The 17,265-nt window shown below is 45.8% G+C and carries 15 protein-coding genes and 1 pseudogene; 4 read left to right on the forward strand and 12 right to left on the reverse strand.

Features of this window, described 5'->3' with window-relative positions; translation table 11 throughout:
• Positions 1–16: 16 nt before the first annotated feature.
• A complete protein-coding gene (locus BGM23_RS20285) occupies positions 17–991 on the reverse strand; it encodes a LysR family transcriptional regulator (RefSeq protein ID WP_029727059.1) in 975 nt (324 codons plus the stop codon).
• Between the two features lie 117 nt (positions 992–1,108).
• Between BGM23_RS20285 and BGM23_RS20290 the strand changes: the two genes are divergently transcribed.
• Positions 1,109–1,870, forward strand: coding sequence for a class I SAM-dependent methyltransferase (locus BGM23_RS20290; protein ID WP_015715211.1), 762 nt, complete (start codon positions 1,109–1,111; stop codon positions 1,868–1,870).
• Positions 1,871–1,897: 27 nt separating this feature from the next.
• Here the strand turns inward: BGM23_RS20290 and BGM23_RS20295 are convergent, their stop codons facing one another.
• Complete coding sequence (locus tag BGM23_RS20295; RefSeq protein ID WP_003246473.1) at positions 1,898–2,458, reverse strand: shikimate kinase; 561 nt, start codon at positions 2,456–2,458, stop codon at positions 1,898–1,900.
• A 277-nt stretch (positions 2,459–2,735) separates the two neighbouring features.
• Here BGM23_RS20295 and tmrB point away from each other — a divergent pair, with 277 nt between their 5' ends.
• The gene (gene tmrB / locus BGM23_RS20300) at positions 2,736–3,329 is read left to right on the forward strand and encodes a tunicamycin resistance ATP-binding TmrB (RefSeq protein ID WP_029727058.1); all 594 of its coding nucleotides are present in this window, start codon (positions 2,736–2,738) and stop codon (positions 3,327–3,329) included.
• Positions 3,330–3,378: 49 nt separating this feature from the next.
• Here tmrB and nadE read toward each other — a convergent pair whose 3' ends face one another.
• On the reverse strand, positions 3,379–4,197 hold the full coding sequence (gene nadE / locus BGM23_RS20305) for an ammonia-dependent NAD(+) synthetase (protein ID WP_003246440.1): 819 nt from the start codon (positions 4,195–4,197) through the stop codon (positions 3,379–3,381).
• A gap of 129 nt (positions 4,198–4,326) precedes the next feature.
• Positions 4,327–4,923, reverse strand: a complete 597-nt coding sequence (locus BGM23_RS20310; RefSeq protein ID WP_003246345.1) for a DUF1989 domain-containing protein — start codon at positions 4,921–4,923, stop codon at positions 4,327–4,329.
• A gap of 129 nt (positions 4,924–5,052) precedes the next feature.
• Between BGM23_RS20310 and BGM23_RS20315 the strand changes: the two genes are divergently transcribed.
• Positions 5,053–6,393, forward strand: a complete 1,341-nt coding sequence (locus tag BGM23_RS20315; RefSeq protein WP_029727057.1) for an amino acid permease — start codon at positions 5,053–5,055, stop codon at positions 6,391–6,393.
• 1 nt (position 6,394) lies between these two features.
• On the opposite strand, the gene BGM23_RS20320 is transcribed toward BGM23_RS20315, so the two are convergent.
• The 3 genes from BGM23_RS20320 to BGM23_RS20330 all read right to left on the reverse strand — a co-directional run bounded on the left by BGM23_RS20320 (position 6,395) and on the right by BGM23_RS20330 (position 8,393).
• Positions 6,395–7,156, reverse strand: a complete 762-nt coding sequence (locus BGM23_RS20320) for a YqcI/YcgG family protein (protein WP_003246374.1) — start codon at positions 7,154–7,156, stop codon at positions 6,395–6,397.
• 69 nt (positions 7,157–7,225) lie between these two features.
• Positions 7,226–7,855 (reverse strand): LysE family translocator, encoded by a 630-nt coding sequence (locus BGM23_RS20325; RefSeq protein WP_003246469.1) that lies wholly within the window; start codon positions 7,853–7,855, stop codon positions 7,226–7,228.
• 73 nt (positions 7,856–7,928) lie between these two features.
• Positions 7,929–8,393 (reverse strand): MarR family transcriptional regulator, encoded by a 465-nt coding sequence (locus tag BGM23_RS20330; RefSeq protein ID WP_046664293.1) that lies wholly within the window; start codon positions 8,391–8,393, stop codon positions 7,929–7,931.
• Positions 8,394–8,505: 112 nt separating this feature from the next.
• On the opposite strand from BGM23_RS20330, the gene bmr3 reads away from it, so the two are divergent.
• Complete coding sequence (bmr3, locus tag BGM23_RS20335; RefSeq protein ID WP_032724880.1) at positions 8,506–10,044, forward strand: multidrug efflux MFS transporter Bmr3; 1,539 nt, start codon at positions 8,506–8,508, stop codon at positions 10,042–10,044.
• A 43-nt stretch (positions 10,045–10,087) separates the two neighbouring features.
• Here bmr3 and BGM23_RS20340 read toward each other — a convergent pair whose 3' ends face one another.
• The 5 genes and pseudogenes from BGM23_RS20340 to BGM23_RS20365 form a co-directional block, all read right to left on the reverse strand.
• Positions 10,088–11,713 carry an L-lactate permease gene (locus BGM23_RS20340; RefSeq protein WP_038428329.1) on the reverse strand — a complete coding sequence of 542 codons (1,626 nt, stop codon included), beginning with the start codon at positions 11,711–11,713 and terminating at the stop codon, positions 10,088–10,090.
• Between the two features lie 31 nt (positions 11,714–11,744).
• On the reverse strand, positions 11,745–12,710 hold the full coding sequence (locus BGM23_RS20345) for an L-lactate dehydrogenase (protein WP_046160029.1): 966 nt from the start codon (positions 12,708–12,710) through the stop codon (positions 11,745–11,747).
• Between the two features lie 176 nt (positions 12,711–12,886).
• A complete protein-coding gene (gene amyE / locus BGM23_RS20350) occupies positions 12,887–14,866 on the reverse strand; it encodes an alpha-amylase (RefSeq protein WP_029727055.1) in 1,980 nt (659 codons plus the stop codon).
• 148 nt (positions 14,867–15,014) lie between these two features.
• Positions 15,015–15,616: pseudogene (locus BGM23_RS20355) on the reverse strand (DUF6773 family protein).
• A 115-nt stretch (positions 15,617–15,731) separates the two neighbouring features.
• The gene (locus BGM23_RS20365; protein WP_029727054.1) at positions 15,732–17,165 is read right to left on the reverse strand and encodes a YfcC family protein; all 1,434 of its coding nucleotides are present in this window, start codon (positions 17,163–17,165) and stop codon (positions 15,732–15,734) included.
• Positions 17,166–17,265 lie beyond the last annotated feature (100 nt).

The following is a 17,265-nucleotide window of genomic DNA, read 5'->3' on the forward strand; positions in this document are numbered from 1 at the left end:
GTTTCGGCTTTGTTTTCTAAATATTTTCATCATTGTTTCCCAGACAGCCTTCATCAAACGTTTGTTTAAGACTTTCCCGGCTTAGTTCCATAAAGGCCCGGGCGGTCAGACTGACATAGCGGTTCTTTAAAAAGACGAAGACGAGGGTTCGTGATGGCGCGGATTGAATCGATAAATAGATCACACCCGGATCTTTATCCCTTCTGACCATATTCGGCGCCATTGTCACACCTAATCCGTTAGCCACAAGAGATTGGGCGGTTTCAATATGGCTTGTCTTAAAGGCGGCATTCGGCTTAAAGCCGCTTTCCGCACAGAGATCGAGAACTGTCCTGCGAAAGCCGAAGCCTTCTTTTAACAGAATAAATGGCACGTTCCTTACCATGTCAATCGGCACACACGGCTGGCGTCCCTCATCTTCTTCCAGCGCTTTCTCAATCAGCGCGACCAATTCCGGCGGCATCCACCTTTGTTTTTCCTTCGGCACCGCGAGAACAACCGGTTCCGTGAGCAAGGGTGTAATGGAGAGCCGTTCATCCTCGATCGGCAAGGATAAAACAGAAAGGTCAACTTCTCCCTTTGCCGTCATCTCCTCTAATGAAACCGGATCTTTTTCAACAAGCTGAACTTCCACATGAGGATAGCGCGCCAAAAACTGCTTCAGCAGCGGGGGAAAGAGATATCTCCCTGTTACAGCAGGAATCCCGATGGATAATTTATGACCGATTCCCTGTGATCGCTCCTGCATTTCCCGAAGCAAATCATCTCTGGAACGAATGATGTCCTCGGCTTTTTCAATGAAACGCCTGCCGTGAGGTGTCAGTGTAACAGAGCTATGGGATCTGTGAAAAAGGGTAAGCCCCAGCTCAGCCTCAAGCTTTTTGATTTGCTGGCTGAGAGACGGCTGTGCGATATGAAGATGTTCCGCCGCCTTTGTAAAGCTTTGGCGCCGGGCAATTTCCGCTGCATATTCCATCACTTTAATATCCATTTCAGCCTCCATAGGTTGAACCTATCATTTTCATCATTTTTATATCTTGGACGAATCATAACAAAAATTGCTAACATAATCCATATCATCATTTACGAAAAGAAGGAGCTGGTTCAAATGACTAATGAAACACCGTTTTCTAAAAACGCCGAGATGTATCGGGATGAAAAGGTATTTGCCGAGGGGGAAGATTTGGGGTTGATGATCAAAACAGCGGAATGCCGGGCAGAGCATCGAGTGCTGGATATAGGAGCGGGCGCCGGCCATACGGCGCTGGCATTTTCTCCTTATGTACAGGAGTGCATCGGTGTTGATGCGACGAAAGAGATGGTTGAGGTTGCGTCCTCCTTCGCGCAAGAAAAAGGAGCTGAAAACGTACGCTTTCAGCAAGGAACGGCAGAGTCACTCCCCTTCCCCGACGATTCATTTGACATCATCACCTGCCGATACGCAGCCCACCATTTTTCAGATGTCCGCAAAGCTGTCAGCGAGGTTGCACGCGTACTAAAACAGGACGGACGTTTTCTCTTAGTTGATCATTACGCGCCTGAAGATCCCGTTCTTGATGAGTTTGTCAATCATTTGAACCGGCTTCGAGACCCTTCCCATGTTCGAGAAAGCTCATTATCAGAATGGCAGTCGATGTTCAGCGCCAATCAACTGCCCTATCAAGACATCCAAAAGTGGAACTTGCCGATTCAATACGATAGCTGGATCAAACGAGGCGGAACTCCCGCTGACCGGAAAAAACAAATCATTACCCACTTGAATCACGCATCAGACGAAGCACGCGACACGTTCTGTATTACATTGAACCAAAACGGACAGCCCATCTCCTTTTGTTTAAAAGCGATTTTGATACAAGGGATAAAACGATAAAAAAAGCCGTGCGCTGCGCACGGCTTTTTACATCGGCTGATAAAGATCCCAGCCAATTTTTAATGTCTCAACAATGTAATCGGCAACCTCTTCCGGGGAAAGGTTGTCTGTTGCCACTTTTGAATTGTGCTTGTCATAAATGACTTTTCTTTCGTTAAACAGCTGTTCCATTTCATCCATTGAACGGTTATGCAGTACAGGGCGGCTTTCGATCAATAAATCCGCGCGCTGCTTCCAGTTCTCCCATGACAGGTCCAGATGAAGCACGAGACAGTTTTCCAGACAGCAATTTCTGATTTCTTCTTGTTTAAAAGATCCCCCGCCCAGAGATACGATTTTGAATCGTTTATGATGGCAGATGTCTAAAATATATTCCTTCTCCGTTTTCCGGAAAAAGTCTTCCCCCTTTTTCTCAAATATCTCAGGAATTGACATATTGAAATCCTTTTCGATCTGTTGGTCAATATCAATAAAATCTCTATATAATTTTTTAGCGACCAATTGGCCGATTGTCGTTTTTCCTACACCCATGAATCCGATCAGGACGATATTTCTTTCTCTTACTGGGATGGCTCGTTTAGCGTTCATCTTCGGCGAAATCCTCCTAAGGAATGAAATTTTATATTCATTATATGCTTATTTAGCGAATATTTATATAGATACCGGCTTTACCGGTCAAGCTTATAGTGCGCTTTTTTTTTTAATCATTTTTGCCTGAATGACATTCATTGTACAACATTTCTGCAGGTATTTTAATACTTCGACGCAAAAAAGCGTTAAAACCTTCCGCCTTTATTGTTTTTCCAGCTGACTCTTCGATGGAAGGGTCTTTTTCTGTATGATAAATAGGAAGGGAGAAATGGCGATGATCATTTGGATAAACGGGGCATTCGGTTCCGGAAAAACACAAACAGCCTTCGAACTGCACAGAAGGCTGAACCCATCTTACGTGTATGATCCCGAGAAAATGGGTTTTGCGCTGCGCTCCATGGTGCCGCAGGAGATCGCAAAGGACGATTTTCAAAGCTATCCTTTATGGCGGGCGTTCAATTACAGTTTGCTAGCTTCTCTGACAGATACATACCGCGGCATCATTATTGTGCCTATGACGATTGTACATCCTGAATACTTCAATGAGATCATCGGCAGGCTCAGGCATGAAGGCAGGATCGTTCACCACTTTACACTAATGGCTTCAAAGGAAACCTTGTTAAAAAGGCTGCGCACCAGAGCAGAAGGAAAAAACTCCTGGGCCGCCAAACAAATTGACCGCTGCATTGAAGGTTTATCATCACCCATTTTTGAGGACCACATTCAAACAGACAACCTGTCGATTCAGGATGTGGCAGAGAACATTGCCGCGAGAGCCGAACTCCCATTAGATCCTGATACGAGAGGCAGCCTCCGAAGGTTCGCCGACAGATTAATGGTAAAGCTGAATCATATCCGCATCAAATAAAGCTTCTGTACACGACAAAAGCCCGCTCCGAGAGCGGGCTTTCTTCAACTTATTTCCACCAGTCATCAAACATAGACGCCGGAACCTGGCGTTTATGTTCAGTCATGCTGTAGCGTTTTTCCAGCGCTTCTGATACTTTCGCTGATACTTCTTTTCCTTCGAGATAATCGTCAATCTCGTCGTAGGAAATGCCAAGCTCTGTTTCATCCGACTGCTGCGGTTTTTCGTCGAGCAGATCGGCAGTCGGTTCTTTTAAGTATAAGCGTTCCGGTGCACCCAGCTCTTTCAGCAAGGTTCTTCCCTGGCGCTTCGTCAAGCCTGTCAGCGGCAGGAGGTCTGCTCCGCCGTCACCGTACTTCGTAAAGAAACCAGTCACTGCTTCAGCAGCATGGTCTGTTCCTAACACAAGAAGGCCTTCCTGGCCGCCGATCGCGTATTGCGCGATCATTCTTGTTCTTGCTTTTACGTTTCCTTTATTAAAGTCAGTCAGCTGATCGCCTGTTTCCTGCTGATACTGATCAGAAAAAGCGCTGACTGTCGATTTAATATCAAACTTCCATGATTTATCCGGCTTAATAAACTTCAAAGCAAGCTGGGCATCGTCTTCATCCTGCTGTGTGCCATGCGGAAGACGGACAGCGATAAATTGAGCGTCTCCGCCCTCCTCGCGAATGCTCTCCACCGCAAGCTGAGCGAGTCTTCCCGCAAGTGTTGAATCCTGGCCGCCGCTGATTCCCAATACAAAGCCTTTAGCACCGGTTTTCTTTACATATTGTTTTAAAAAATTGACTCGGTCCTCAATTTCTTGCTTTGGATCAATTGAGGGCTTCACATGTAACTCACGCATAATCTTTTCCTGCATGCTCATCCCAATCATTCCTCCTGTACATTTTCCCTTGTTACTGATCATTTCCCCAAATCAATGAAAATGAATCATGACTGTTATGTATCCCTATTAAATATAGCACAGGTCTTCATTCACAGTGAACAAGAGAGATCAGCTGACTTCAACCCGTATGGATGTCACACTGTCGCCATTGCATTTCCCTTTTTCAATCGGGCAGGAAGAAAACGCGACAATTAAATCCATCTCCGCCCTGAGCCTTACATAATCTCCGGCATTCGAAAGCGGCGTTTCCACAGACAGATTCCCTTTCTCATCAAGGACAGTATTCATAAAAATCGCAAATGGGTAATGCATGTGAGGCTTCGGTACGCCAAACTGCTCAAGCGCACGGTTCATATTGTCATAGCACGTATCCTGAAACTCATCCTTTTGCTTCCCATATAAGAGCCTGTTCATATCAGGACGGCAGGCGGGCAACAGCAGATCATGCTTGCCGACCGTATCTTCAATCAGGGTTAACATCGGCTTATACAGGTTGGAGTAGAGATGGTCGTTGACCTTCACATGAATGGAGTGATTGGCGTCTATCGTCGCTCCCTGATCAAGGTGTTCATAAAAATCCTTGGCATGGTATGCGACAAAATCAGCCACCTGCTGCCCTTCTACATCAACCACCTTTAAAATCTGACCCTTTTTCAGCTTCAGCCCAAGCCCTTTTTTCGGCTCCACAATATATTGCTGTGTCATTGGTTTGCTCCTTTTTTCATTAGTATGAGCGTCCGCTTCCTTCTCCATGTAAAAAGAGGCAAAAATCCGATGTATATAAGCTTTGGACAGATCACAATCTAACCTTAGATAAAAGGGGTTGAATAAATAATGAGCCAAACAAAAAAAGACCAGCCAAAAGGGAATCTGGCTTGGTGGCAGCTGTCACTGATCGGAGTCGGCTGCACGATTGGAACAGGCTTCTTTCTCGGTTCCAGCATCGCAATTGTAAAAAGCGGTTTTTCCGTTCTCCTTTCATTTCTGATCGCAGGGATCGGTACGTATTTTGTCTTTGAACAGCTCGCCAAGCTATCGGCGAAGCAGCCGGAAAAAGGCTCGTTTTGTGCGTATGCCCGAAAAGCATTCGGCAAATGGGCAGGCTTCAGCAACGGCTGGGTGTACTGGACATCAGAAATGCTGATTACCGGAAGCCAGCTGACAGCCATTTCGCTATTTACGAAGCATTGGTTTCCTCAAGTGCCGCTATGGGTGTTTGCCTCAATCTATGCAGTACTGGGGCTCCTTATTATTTTCACCGGCCTGTCCGTCTTTGAAAAAACAGAAAACGTGCTGGCAGTCATTAAAACAGCTGCTATTTTTATGTTTATTGTCATTGCCATCCTGGCTTTATGCGGTATCCTGTCCGGCGGAAATCATGGCATACATGTTCCAAATAAGACGAGTGAGTTTTTCCCATACGGCGCCATGGGGCTGTGGACAGGTTTAATCTACGCGTTTTACGCTTTTGGCGGGATTGAGGTCATGGGGCTGATGGCGGTTCACTTAAAAAAACCTGAGGAAGCGTCTAAATCAGGGAAACTGATGCTGGCAACGCTGGCGATTATTTATATCATTTCAATCGGGCTGGCTCTGCTTTTGGTTCCGTTACACAAGTTTACAGAACAGGACAGCCCGTTCATTACGTCGTTAAAAGGATACAACCTTGAGATCATCCTTGATATATTTAACGGGATTTTCATTATCGCCGGGTTCTCGACCCTTGTCGCTTCGCTATTTGCGGTTACGACATTGCTTTGTACGATGGCTGATGACGGCGACGCGCCGAAATGCTTTACTCTAAAGGAAGGCAAAAAAATATGCTGGCCGGCACTTGGGCTGACGTTTGCGGGGCTTGTTCTCTCCATTATTCTGTCGTTAGTGCTGCCTAAAAACATTTATGAGCATATGACAACAGCTGCGGGGCTTATGCTTTTATACACTTGGCTGTTTATCCTGTTCTCCAGCAAAAAGCTGACTGATCCCGAGGGCATGGGAAAAACGCAAATTTATTTAGCGATGGTTCTGATTGCTGCGGCTGTGTCCGGTACATTGTTTGAAAAATCAAGCCGGCCCGGTTTTTTCGTCAGCATAGGTTTTCTCGTGATCATCGCCATCGTGACCATGATCTATCAAAAAAAGCAGGGTCATAAAGATCGCCCTGCCAGTCCTTGATTTATTTCATTTTGTTGAACATGTTCTTTAAATAAGAAAACGGGCACTTCGATACCTGTTTTTCGTCATCACGGAGGAAATACTGCTTCCATTCACGATTATCCTTTCCTCCGTACCAGCCTAATTGCGGGTGAATCGGAGCCTGATCATAGGCCTCTAAACGAGATCGGATCAGCCTGCTCATGTTACGGCCAAATGCAGTTGATCCATTTAGGTCATCAAACACCCACCTTGGCTGAAACGTGACCATAAAAAAAGGAAAGCTCCGGCTTCTTCTTGCCTCGTGCCCCGGTGTAGCGCACAGAATGAAATACGGCTCGCCGTCAAAACAAAACTCCCATTTATAATGCTCGGGATCGGCCGGAATGTCTTCCGGCCATTCTTTTTCGTCTTGATGACTCAGTCTATTTAAAAAGCGCCAAAACAGCTCTTCATACGCTTCAATCGAATAATGCTCCGCCAAATCTTCCGGTGTATCAAACAACACAACGAGGGATGCGTATTTTCCCGTGTCCCGCGATATCTTGCCGTACTCCGCAAGCAACGGAGCCAGTTCCTCCGCTGTACGGTTTTCCCGCGGATCTCCGGCAAAAGCAATCCGAAGCTGATCAGTCAGAAACGCCTGGCGTCCGGGAATGCACGGAAACGTATCCGCGTCGTCTCCCAGAGTTTCTGCCAGCAGCTCAAAAGCGATTCTTTGCCATTCAGGAAGCTCTTCCTGAATACGTTCCAGAAAACTTTTGGTGTAAATCCCATTCACCATTGATCCACCTCCAGTATCATCTGGATACTATATTAAAACTGGAAGCGGCAGGTGACTGTCCTTCATGAATCAGCCCAATAACTGTTTGATGCCCTGATAACCAAAGTAAAAGCCAAACACAAGGAGGGATACACCGGCGATTCCGGTCAATCCTCTCAATAGCTTTTCATGAAGCAGGTTTCTGAACGTACTGGCTGTGATAGCCATGCAGAAATCCCAGATTAAAATGCCGATCATGATGCCGGAGCTATAGATTAGAAGCTGATTCATATTGTAGGCCTCTGCTGTTTTCGCAAGAATGCTTCCGTAAATTCCAAGCCAAAAAAGGATGCTCAATGGGTTTGACAATGAAATGAGAAAACCCGATGCGAATGTTTTCCTGTATGACGGTTTCCCCCGCGAGCTTCGCACATCCATCGGTTCTCTGACGTTTTTCAGCGTTTCAATTCCGGTATAGGTCAGGACAAAAAAGCCGAACAGCCACAAAAACGTTTTCACAAATGGAGCGGTCAAGAACTGCGACAGCCCGAAATAGATAAAAAGCATGTACAGCCCATCCGCTGTCATGGCGCCTAAACCGAAAATCCATGCATGCCAAAAACCGTTTTTAATTCCTTTGTCTATTTGCGCCGCATTCACTGGCCCCACAGGCGCAGACAAGGACAGTCCCAGCACAATATAGCTCAAAAAAATGTTCACCGGCCCGTACTCCCTTCTCTTATGTAACTTGTACAATTTATTCGGGAACGGGCCAAGCTATGCACAAATTCACTTACTGTTTCAGACGTTCAAGCTCTTCCTCCATAATATCGGCAGCTTTGCCTACAAAACTGAAAATGAGTTCCAGCTCCTCTTCCGTATATTCGCGGCACAAATCCATCGTTGACTCAGACAGAGGACGGAACAAATCCTTTATATGTTTTTTCGAAGCAGTCAAAGGGACGATTACGACTCTCCTGCGATCGTTCGGGTCCTTTTCACGAGCCACATACCCCGCTTTTTCCAGCCGGTCAACAAGCGCCGTGACGGAACCCGTGCTGAGGCCGGTTTTTTTTCCCAGCTCTCCGGCCGTCATCGGCCCTGCTTCATTTAAAATGTCAGCTGATTTCAAATCGGTAGGAAACAGACCGAGAGCTTGAGCGGCTGCCTGATGAAACAGGACCGTTCTTGTGCCCAGTTTTCGAAAAAGCTGAACAGCAGTCCTTTCCAACTCACTTCTGGAATTTCTTGTTGACAACTGACAGTCCTCCCTATAAAATCGAGTTTATCTTGATAATCGAGATATTCAACGATCAAACTATTATCATGATATCAGAACTTACATAGAAAAGTAAGAGGAGGTAGAACAAATGGACACAACAACAGCAAAACAGGCTTCCACCAAATTTGTGGTCCTCGGTCTCCTGCTGGGCATCTTGATGTCTGCAATGGACAATACGATTGTTGCCACCGCGATGGGCAATATCGTAGCCGATCTTGGAAGCTTCGATAAATTTGCCTGGGTGACGGCATCCTATATGGTGGCGGTTATGGCTGGCATGCCGATTTACGGCAAGCTTTCCGATATGTACGGCCGAAAACGTTTTTTCCTGTTTGGACTTATTTTTTTCTTAATCGGTTCTGCTTTATGCGGGATTGCCCAGACGATGAATCAGCTGATCATCTTCCGGGCCATTCAAGGGATCGGAGGCGGCGCGCTCCTGCCGATTGCCTTTACCATTATCTTTGATTTGTTTCCGCCGGAAAAACGCGGAAAAATGTCCGGCATGTTCGGTGCTGTATTTGGATTATCCAGTGTTCTTGGTCCGCTCTTAGGCGCGATCATTACAGATTCGATCAGTTGGCACTGGGTGTTTTACATCAATGTGCCGATCGGCGCATTGTCATTGTTTTTCATTATTCGCTACTACAAAGAATCTCTGGAGCACAGAAAGCAGAAAATAGACTGGGGCGGCGCGATTACCTTAGTCGTATCCATTGTATGCCTGATGTTCGCCCTTGAGCTTGGCGGCAAAACATACGATTGGAATTCCATTCAGATCATCGGGCTGTTTATTGTATTCGCCGTTTTCTTCATTGCCTTTTTTATTGTGGAGAGAAAAGCAGAAGAGCCGATTATTTCTTTCTGGATGTTTAAGAACCGCTTGTTTGCCACAGCACAGATTCTCGCTTTCCTGTATGGCGGAACATTTATTATTTTAGCGGTATTTATTCCGATTTTTGTTCAGGCGGTCTACGGCAGCTCGGCGACAAGCGCGGGCTTCATTCTGACGCCGATGATGATTGGATCAGTCATCGGAAGCATGATCGGCGGAATCTTCCAAACGAAGGCAAGCTTCCGCAATTTGATGCTGATATCTGTTATAGCTTTCTTTATCGGCATGCTGCTTCTTTCCAATATGACGCCTGACACAGCACGGGTATGGCTGACAGTCTTCATGATGATTTCAGGCTTTGGTGTAGGCTTTAACTTTTCCCTGCTGCCGGCGGCATCGATGAATGATCTTGAACCTCGCTTTCGGGGAACGGCAAACTCTACAAATTCATTTTTGCGATCATTTGGCATGACCTTAGGCGTCACCATTTTCGGAACGGTGCAAACAAACGTATTCACGAACAAGCTGACCGACGCCTTCAGCGGGATGAAAGGCTCAGCGGGATCAGGTGCTGCGCAAAATATTGGCGACCCGCAGGAGATATTCCAAGCGGGAACACGTTCCCAGATTCCTGATGCGATCCTGAATCGCATTATTGACGCGATGTCATCAAGTATTACGTATGTGTTTTTGCTCGCTTTGATTCCAATTGTCCTCGCGGCGGTTACCATTTTATTTATGGGGAAAGCCAGAGTGAAAACAACAGCCGAAATGACAAAGAAAGCAAATTAACATAAAAAAGCAGTACATGCTGGGCATGTACTGCTTTTTTCTATTACACTCCAAATCTTGCAAGAATAAACGTCCATATACAAATAATCACTAACAGAATCAGGCTGTACGCCACTGTCTTTTTAAACAGTTTAGATTCCTTGCCTGTTTGGCCGACCGCTGCGGCAGCGATGGCGATAGATTGAGGAGAAACAAGTTTCGCCATGACACCGCCCGCCGTATTTGCGGCTAACAGCAAGTCTGAACCCGCACCGATCTGCGCTCCGGTGACAACCTGCAAATGACCGAACAAAGCATTATTGCTGACAACAGAACCAGTAATGAACACGCCAATCCAGCCAAGAACAGGACTGACAAACGGGAACAGGTCTCCTGTTTTCGCCAATGCTAATCCAATTGAAGAGCTGAGCCCTGCGAAGTTGGCCAGATTGGCAAACCCCATCACGAAGCAGATCGTCATAATCGGCACCCACAGCTCTTTTCCTGTCTCCTTCAGGGAAGCAAAGGCATCCCGAGAGGAGAACTTTTTGCTGAACAGCCCTGTCACGATGACCGCCGCTAAAATCGCTGTACCAGTCGCTGACAGCAGATCAACTTTAAAGACTGCATCTAACGGCATGGCAGATGGCGCAATCGGCGGCATTTTCATAATTTGCTGATGCAGAAAAGGCATTTTGAACAGGAGCGTTGATTGATATAACAGCCCGCCTTCTTGGAAAAGCGCTTTGAATGCTGGAAGGCTCCAGATGGTGATCGCCGCAGTTAAAATGTAGAATGGAGACCACGCTTTCGCAATGTCAGCGGCACGGTATGCCTTTTTCTCACCAGCATCGCCGGCCCCTTCCTCGCGGTAAATCTCTTTCGGCTGCCATTTGCGGAGGAAGAGGGCAAGCCCGCCCATGCTGAATAAGGCCGCCAAAATGTTTGCTAATTCCGGTCCGAGCACCGCCATTGTCAGTGTCTGAACCGCTGTATACCCACCGCTCACAACCAGAAGAGCGGGCCATGTCTGTTTGATTCCTTTCATTCGGTCTAATAAGAATACAAGCAGGAATGGTATTAAAAATGAGATCATCGGCAGTGTCCACATTAATGTCCGTGACAGCTCAAGAGCAGACAAATCACCAATCTGCGCCCCTGTGATGACAGGAATCCCGATCGCCCCAAAGGCTCCGGAGGCGGCGTTTGCAATCAAGCAGAGCGCCGCCGCTTTTAACGGTTTAAAACCAAGTTCGACGAGCAGCGCCGCACTAATCGCAATCGGAACACCAAAACCGGCCGCGCCTTCTAAAAACGCGTTAAAACAAAAACCAATTAATAATAGCTGTAATCGTTGGTCAGGCGAAATGCCGGCAATGCTGGACCGAATAATGGTAAATTTCCCGGTTTTCACGGCGATTTTATACAGCCACACCGCCATCAGGACGATGTAGCCAATGGGCCACAGCCCGCTCCCGATTCCTAACAAAACAGAAGAAATCGCTTTTTCAACCGGCATATGAAATGCCAAAACGGAGACGAAGAAACTGACGGCTAGGGTAAGAAATGCCGCAAGAATGCCTTTCATTTTCAAAACAGTTAAAGCCAAAAGAAAAAAGAGAATCGGAGTGAGCGCCACAAGTGCGCTCACATACTCGTTTCCAAACGGATCATACAACTGCTCCCACATTGACAATCAGCCCTTTACTCTAAAGTTGCGGTTAGTTGACTTTTTGTTCTGCAAAATGAGGTTTTAAAATGTTTTTAAGGACGCCGGCGCTGTGAAGGAACTGTTCTTTTTCTTTCTCATTTAAGTTCAGCTCAGTGATACCTGCGATCCCTCCGCGGTTCACGACAGCCGGCACACCGATGTACACGTCATCTGCACCGTATTGCCCGTCCAAATATGTGCTGACAGTTAATATGCTGTTTTCATTATGAAGAATGGCTTTTGTAATGCGAGCAAGACTCATCGCAACCCCATAATAAGTCGCGCCTTTTTTCTCAATGATATGGTAAGCTGCGTTTTTCACATCATCTACAATTTGGTCCAGCTCCTCTTGTTTGTACGCATCGTTTTTCTCAACGAGTTCACTGACCGGCACACCGCCGACATTCGCGTGGCTCCAAACAGGAAGCTCTGTGTCGCCGTGCTCTCCGATAATATGCGCGTGTACGTTTTGAGGCGCTGCGCCAAAGTATTCGCTCAGCATGAAACGGAATCTCGCAGAATCTAGTGTTGTGCCGCTTCCGATCACCCGCTCTTTTGGCAGGCCGCTGAATTTCCATGTTGCGTAAGTCAGGATATCAACCGGATTTGTCGCGATTAAGAAAATACCGTCAAATCCGCTCGCCATGACTTCATTAACGATGCCTTTGAAAATCTTCAAGTTCTTTTCTACTAATTCAAGGCGTGTCTCACCAGGTTTTTGGTTTGCTCCGGCGCAAATGCAGACAATATCAGCATCCTTGCAGTCTTCATATGTTCCGTAAGATGTTTTGACCGGTTGTGGCGCAAACGCCTTTCCGTGGTTTAAATCCATCACATCGCCCATTGCTTTTTCTTTATTTACATCAATGACCACAAGCTCATCTGTGATCCCTTGGTTAATTAACGCAAATGCATAACTGCTTCCAACAAAACCCGCTCCGATTAAAGCTACTTTATTTACATGTTTGTTCATCATTAATCATCCTTCCAGGGTATGTTTCTCTTTGATGTCTTTTTGTTTGTGAAGTATTTCACATTTATATTGTGCAACACTTCACAAACTTTTGCAAGGGAAAAGTTTTGTCTGATTTATGAACAAAAAAGAAACCATCTATGATGGTTTCTTTCGGTAAGTCCAGTCTAGCCTTGTCCTCAATAAGGAAGAGAACCGCTTAAGCCCGAGTCATTATATAAACCATTTTGCACGTAATCAAAGCCAGGCTGATTCTGGCCAGGCACTTGGGCGCTGCCATTATTAAAAATCACTTTTGCGTTGGTTGTATCCGTGTCCGCAGGCAGAGTCAGCGTGTAAATTCCGTCTGCATTTTTAGTCATTGGTTTTCCAGGCCAAGATCCGGTCAATTCAATTGCCTGGCCCCCATCATGTTTATAGATATAAGCATTTACCTGGCTCCAATGATTCGGATTTTGATAGCCGATGGTTTTGGCCGAAGCTGGATCTCTTTTAATAAAACTGTATTCCTCGGTCCTCGTTACACCATCACTGTTCGTTCCTTTTAACATGATGGTGTATGTTTTGCCAAATGGATCTCCTTTTCCGATTGTGAATTGATCTCCATCCTTAAACGCCGTCTCTGGTCCATTATTGATTTGATAAACGGCTTTTGTTGTATTCGCATCTGCACGCAAGGTAATCGTCAGTTGATCATTGAAAGAATGTGTTACACCTGTTTTGTAATTCTCAAGGAAAACATGAGGCGCTTGTGCAATATCATCAGGATAAAGCACAGCCACAGACCTGGCATTGATCGTGCCTGTCAGTTTACCATCATTCACTTGAAATGAACCTGCCCCAGCTTTATTGTCATACCTGCCATCAGGCAATTTTGTTGGCGTATTGATAGAAACAGAGGATGAACCTGCATTTGCCAGCACAACGCCATGTGAGCCGCGCTGATTCATAAATATCTGGTTGTTTCCATTTGGGTTCGAGAGTTCCTCAGGCTGTCCTGCCATCACATTGTGAAATCTATTGACCGCAGTGATAGCCTGATCTTCAAATAAAGCACTCCCGCGATCGCCTATTTGGCTTTTCCCCGGGAATCTCACACCATTTCCGCCTCCCTCAGGCCTGGAAAAGAAAAGAGGCGTACTGCCTGAACGAGAAGCTATCACCGCCCAGCCTAAACGGATATCATCATCGCTCATCCATGTCGACTCTTCATCATCATTGGCATACGTATCATGCGACTCCACCCATGTCACTAGCTTGTCCGCAGACACATCAGATGCATAGTGGGAGATATTCGACACGCCCAGATTGCGATTCTTTAAAGCGGACCTTATGGAATGCCCATGGTTAGACGCTGTCACATTCATATAATTCGCATATGAAGCATCTCTGGAGGCACTATCCTGCAGGATTTCTCCGTATTGGAACTCTGCAGCTGTATTTGTGATATTCGGCCAAAATTGACTGCCGTAACTCCCATCATCCGGAAGCTCTATATGTTTAGCGGCATCAAAGCGAAATCCATCTGCCCCGTCATTCAATGCTCTTTCTAAGAACCGTTTCAAATAGGACTGTACTTGTGTATTTTGTGTATTCCAGTCATACAGCCCGAGCAATGAATTCTGCGTGACATCCCATCGATCAGACCAGTTTTTAATTTGCGTGTTTCCATGTGTCCAGTTTGGAATACTCTTAATCTCATTGGAAATCGCGGCATAATCACTGGTGGTATGATTGATGACCGCGTCAACAATGACCTTTATGCCATATTCTTCAGCGGCTGCACACATTTCTTTAAATTCTTGTTCAGTTCCTAAGTAACGGTTGCCAATTTGGTACGATGTCGGCTGATAGAGCCAGTACCAGTTCGACATGCTTTTATTTCCTTGGTTCCCTTCCTTTACTTGGTTAATCGGAGATGTCTGAATGGCTGTATATCCTGCATCATGAATATCCTTCATATTATGTTTTAACGTATTGAACGACCAATTCCATGCATGAAGAATGGTTCCGCTTTTGATCGACGGTGCTGTAAGCTCATTCGATTTGTTCGCCGTTTCAGCACTCGCAGCCGCCGGTCCTGCCAGAACCAAATGAAACAGCAATAAAAATCCAGCGAATAACGGCAGTAAAGAGGTTTTGAATCGTTTTGCAAACATTCTTGACACTCCTTATTTGATTTTTTGAAGACTTACTTCGGAGTCAAAAATCGCTCTTACTTCAATCTTCCGCTTCCTCCTTTCAACCTGATGTGAAGACTGGATAATTTTGTTAACGCTTACATTTTAAATTATCACAATCACTCTATCAAAACAACTTGGCAGAGTGAATACAAATCAATGTTCCTATAAAAAAAGCTGCCCGAAACTGTGAACGCTTCCCTCGCTTTCCAAACAAAAAAAGAAACCATCTATTTTTCAAGATGATTTCTTTTTTATTTCTTCTTTTACCGCTCTTCTGTAAGCCAGCTTCACAATCACATACCGAAGCAGAAACAGAACACCGCCGCAGACGATAAAAAGAAGAATCATTTTTAGCCAAGCGAAGAATGTATGGGGAATCCCCCTGTCGTACATCGTAAGCACCACTACCGCAAAGGCGACCGCAATTGATTCTATTCGCTGCTGCTTCACCCGTTTTTGCAGTTCTTCTTTGGTGTCTATTCTCGGCATGAGCATTCCGGATGCCGCAGCCCTGATGCAGTAATATAAGATAATGATGAACAAAAACACAAGGCTTGCAGCCCATTCTTTAAACGGAAATTCAAACATAATGCCGCGGATGATCACATCAAGCAGCGCAAATGCTCCCGCTATCATCCCAATCTCCGACCAGATTTTTTGTTCTTTTTCTTTTACTCTCTTATTTTTCCCATTCACGCCTGAAAGTCTATTACGCAGATTATTCATGACCTTCCTCCCGCACTTTTACGAATGGCTTATGGCTTACATGTTACAATAACAGCCTGCGCTTCTGCAATGAATAACTCAAAAGCCCGCCGTACAAGCCGGCGGGCAGCAATCGTTAAAACGGCCCCCAATTGATCATGACGCCGATCACGATAAAGACAAGCCCGATCAAGAACCAAATCAGAGCAAGCGGCACCATAAACCGCAGCCACTTGACATACGGAATACCGCTGGCGGCAAGCACCGCCATGAGAACGCCGGATGTCGGGTTCACACAGTTGACGACCCCTTCTCCAAGCATAACTGCCTCCACCGCAACCTGTCTCGTGATTCCCATCAAATCAGCGAGCGGCGCCAGTATTGGAATAAATACAACGGCTTCGCCAGAACCTGAAGAGATGAGAAAATGAAGCAGCGCACTGGCGATATACATGCCGATTGCCCCGGCAATCGGGCTGAAACCATCCAAAAGTGAAGCCAAAGCATTGACGACAGTATCGAGAAGCTTTCCATTTTCAAGGATAACGGAAATGCTTCGTGCCATCCCGACAATCAGCGCCCCGTATACAAGACTTTGGCAGCCCGTAATGAAGGTTTTAGCAATATCGTTCGCCGCAAGCCCGCCTATTAAACCGGCAAGGACAGAAATAAAAATAAATGTCGCAGCCATTTGGGAATCTGACCAGCCAAGCTTCAAAGCGCCGTATAAAAATCCGACAAGTGAGAGTCCCGCCACAGCCAAAATCAGCTTATGGCGAACGGTAAACGGCACTGACTGATCTTCTTCTTTACCGGCTTCGGCCATTCCTGCCGCAGGGAACCAATCTGTTCCTAACACACTGGCATCTTTTGATTTTTTTAATTTTCTCGTATACAAATAGATATAAATAATAGAAGACAGCAAAAAGCATATGTATATCACAACTCGCAGGCCGATTCCTGAGAAAAGAGGGAGCTCCGCGATTGATTGTGATAAACCGAGCGGTGACGGTGATAATATGGTGGAGTTAAATCCAGCGTAGCAGCCGATGTATATAACAGCGGCTCCCGCGACTGCGTCCCATTTTAAGGATCGTGCCACAATGAGGCCGATGGGGATAAAACCGATAACTGAATTCACGACAATCCCGGTTGTTCCGAGAATGGAGAACAATGCGCCGACAATACAAATAAATAATAATTGCTTTGTGCGGAATTTGCTGATGACATTGTAAATCAGGCCATTGATGGCACCCGTTTTTTCTAGAATAGCAATGGTGCCGCCTGTGAATAAAATCAGAAAGATGATGGGTGCTGATCCAACCATTCCATCCTGTAGAGAAGTAAAAAAGCTGATCAAGCTGACCGGAGACTGTTCAATTGAATGATAGCTTCCCGGAACAGCGGTCGTGACATCCCCCTTTGTCACGCGGTCAAATTCACCTGCCGGCACAATATATGAAGCGATTGCGCAAATGAAAGCAATCATAAATAAGAGGACATAGGCGTCAGGCATTTTAAATGTCATACGTTTTTTCTTAGGCTGTGTTTCGGCTGCTGGCATACTCATATTTCGATCCATCCCCTCTGTTTGAAAATATTAATTATTCTGAAAAGTAGCAATATGTGCTATATTATATACAGCCTATCTTCCTGTTTCAATATAAATA

Origin of the sequence: Bacillus sp. FJAT-14266, from assembly GCF_001719225.1 — a bacterium.
Taxonomy (GTDB): domain Bacteria; phylum Bacillota; class Bacilli; order Bacillales; family Bacillaceae; genus Bacillus; species Bacillus subtilis.

Bases quoted from the DNA above. Each gene is read 5' to 3' on its own strand.
- BGM23_RS20285 (WP_029727059.1), bottom strand. From the start codon at position 991: ATGGATATTAAAGTGATGGAATATGCAGCGGAAATTGCCCGGCGCCAA.
- BGM23_RS20290 (WP_015715211.1), top strand. From the start codon at position 1,109: ATGACTAATGAAACACCGTTTTCTAAAAACGCCGAGATGTATCGGGAT.
- BGM23_RS20295 (WP_003246473.1), bottom strand. From the start codon at position 2,458: ATGAACGCTAAACGAGCCATCCCAGTAAGAGAAAGAAATATCGTCCTG.
- tmrB (WP_029727058.1), top strand. From the start codon at position 2,736: ATGATCATTTGGATAAACGGGGCATTCGGTTCCGGAAAAACACAAACA.
- nadE (WP_003246440.1), bottom strand. From the start codon at position 4,197: ATGAGCATGCAGGAAAAGATTATGCGTGAGTTACATGTGAAGCCCTCA.
- BGM23_RS20310 (WP_003246345.1), bottom strand. From the start codon at position 4,923: ATGACACAGCAATATATTGTGGAGCCGAAAAAAGGGCTTGGGCTGAAG.
- BGM23_RS20315 (WP_029727057.1), top strand. From the start codon at position 5,053: ATGAGCCAAACAAAAAAAGACCAGCCAAAAGGGAATCTGGCTTGGTGG.
- BGM23_RS20320 (WP_003246374.1), bottom strand. From the start codon at position 7,156: ATGGTGAATGGGATTTACACCAAAAGTTTTCTGGAACGTATTCAGGAA.
- bmr3 (WP_032724880.1), top strand. From the start codon at position 8,506: ATGGACACAACAACAGCAAAACAGGCTTCCACCAAATTTGTGGTCCTC.
- BGM23_RS20340 (WP_038428329.1), bottom strand. From the start codon at position 11,713: ATGTGGGAGCAGTTGTATGATCCGTTTGGAAACGAGTATGTGAGCGCA.
- BGM23_RS20345 (WP_046160029.1), bottom strand. From the start codon at position 12,710: ATGATGAACAAACATGTAAATAAAGTAGCTTTAATCGGAGCGGGTTTT.
- amyE (WP_029727055.1), bottom strand. From the start codon at position 14,866: ATGTTTGCAAAACGATTCAAAACCTCTTTACTGCCGTTATTCGCTGGA.
- BGM23_RS20365 (WP_029727054.1), bottom strand. From the start codon at position 17,165: ATGAGTATGCCAGCAGCCGAAACACAGCCTAAGAAAAAACGTATGACA.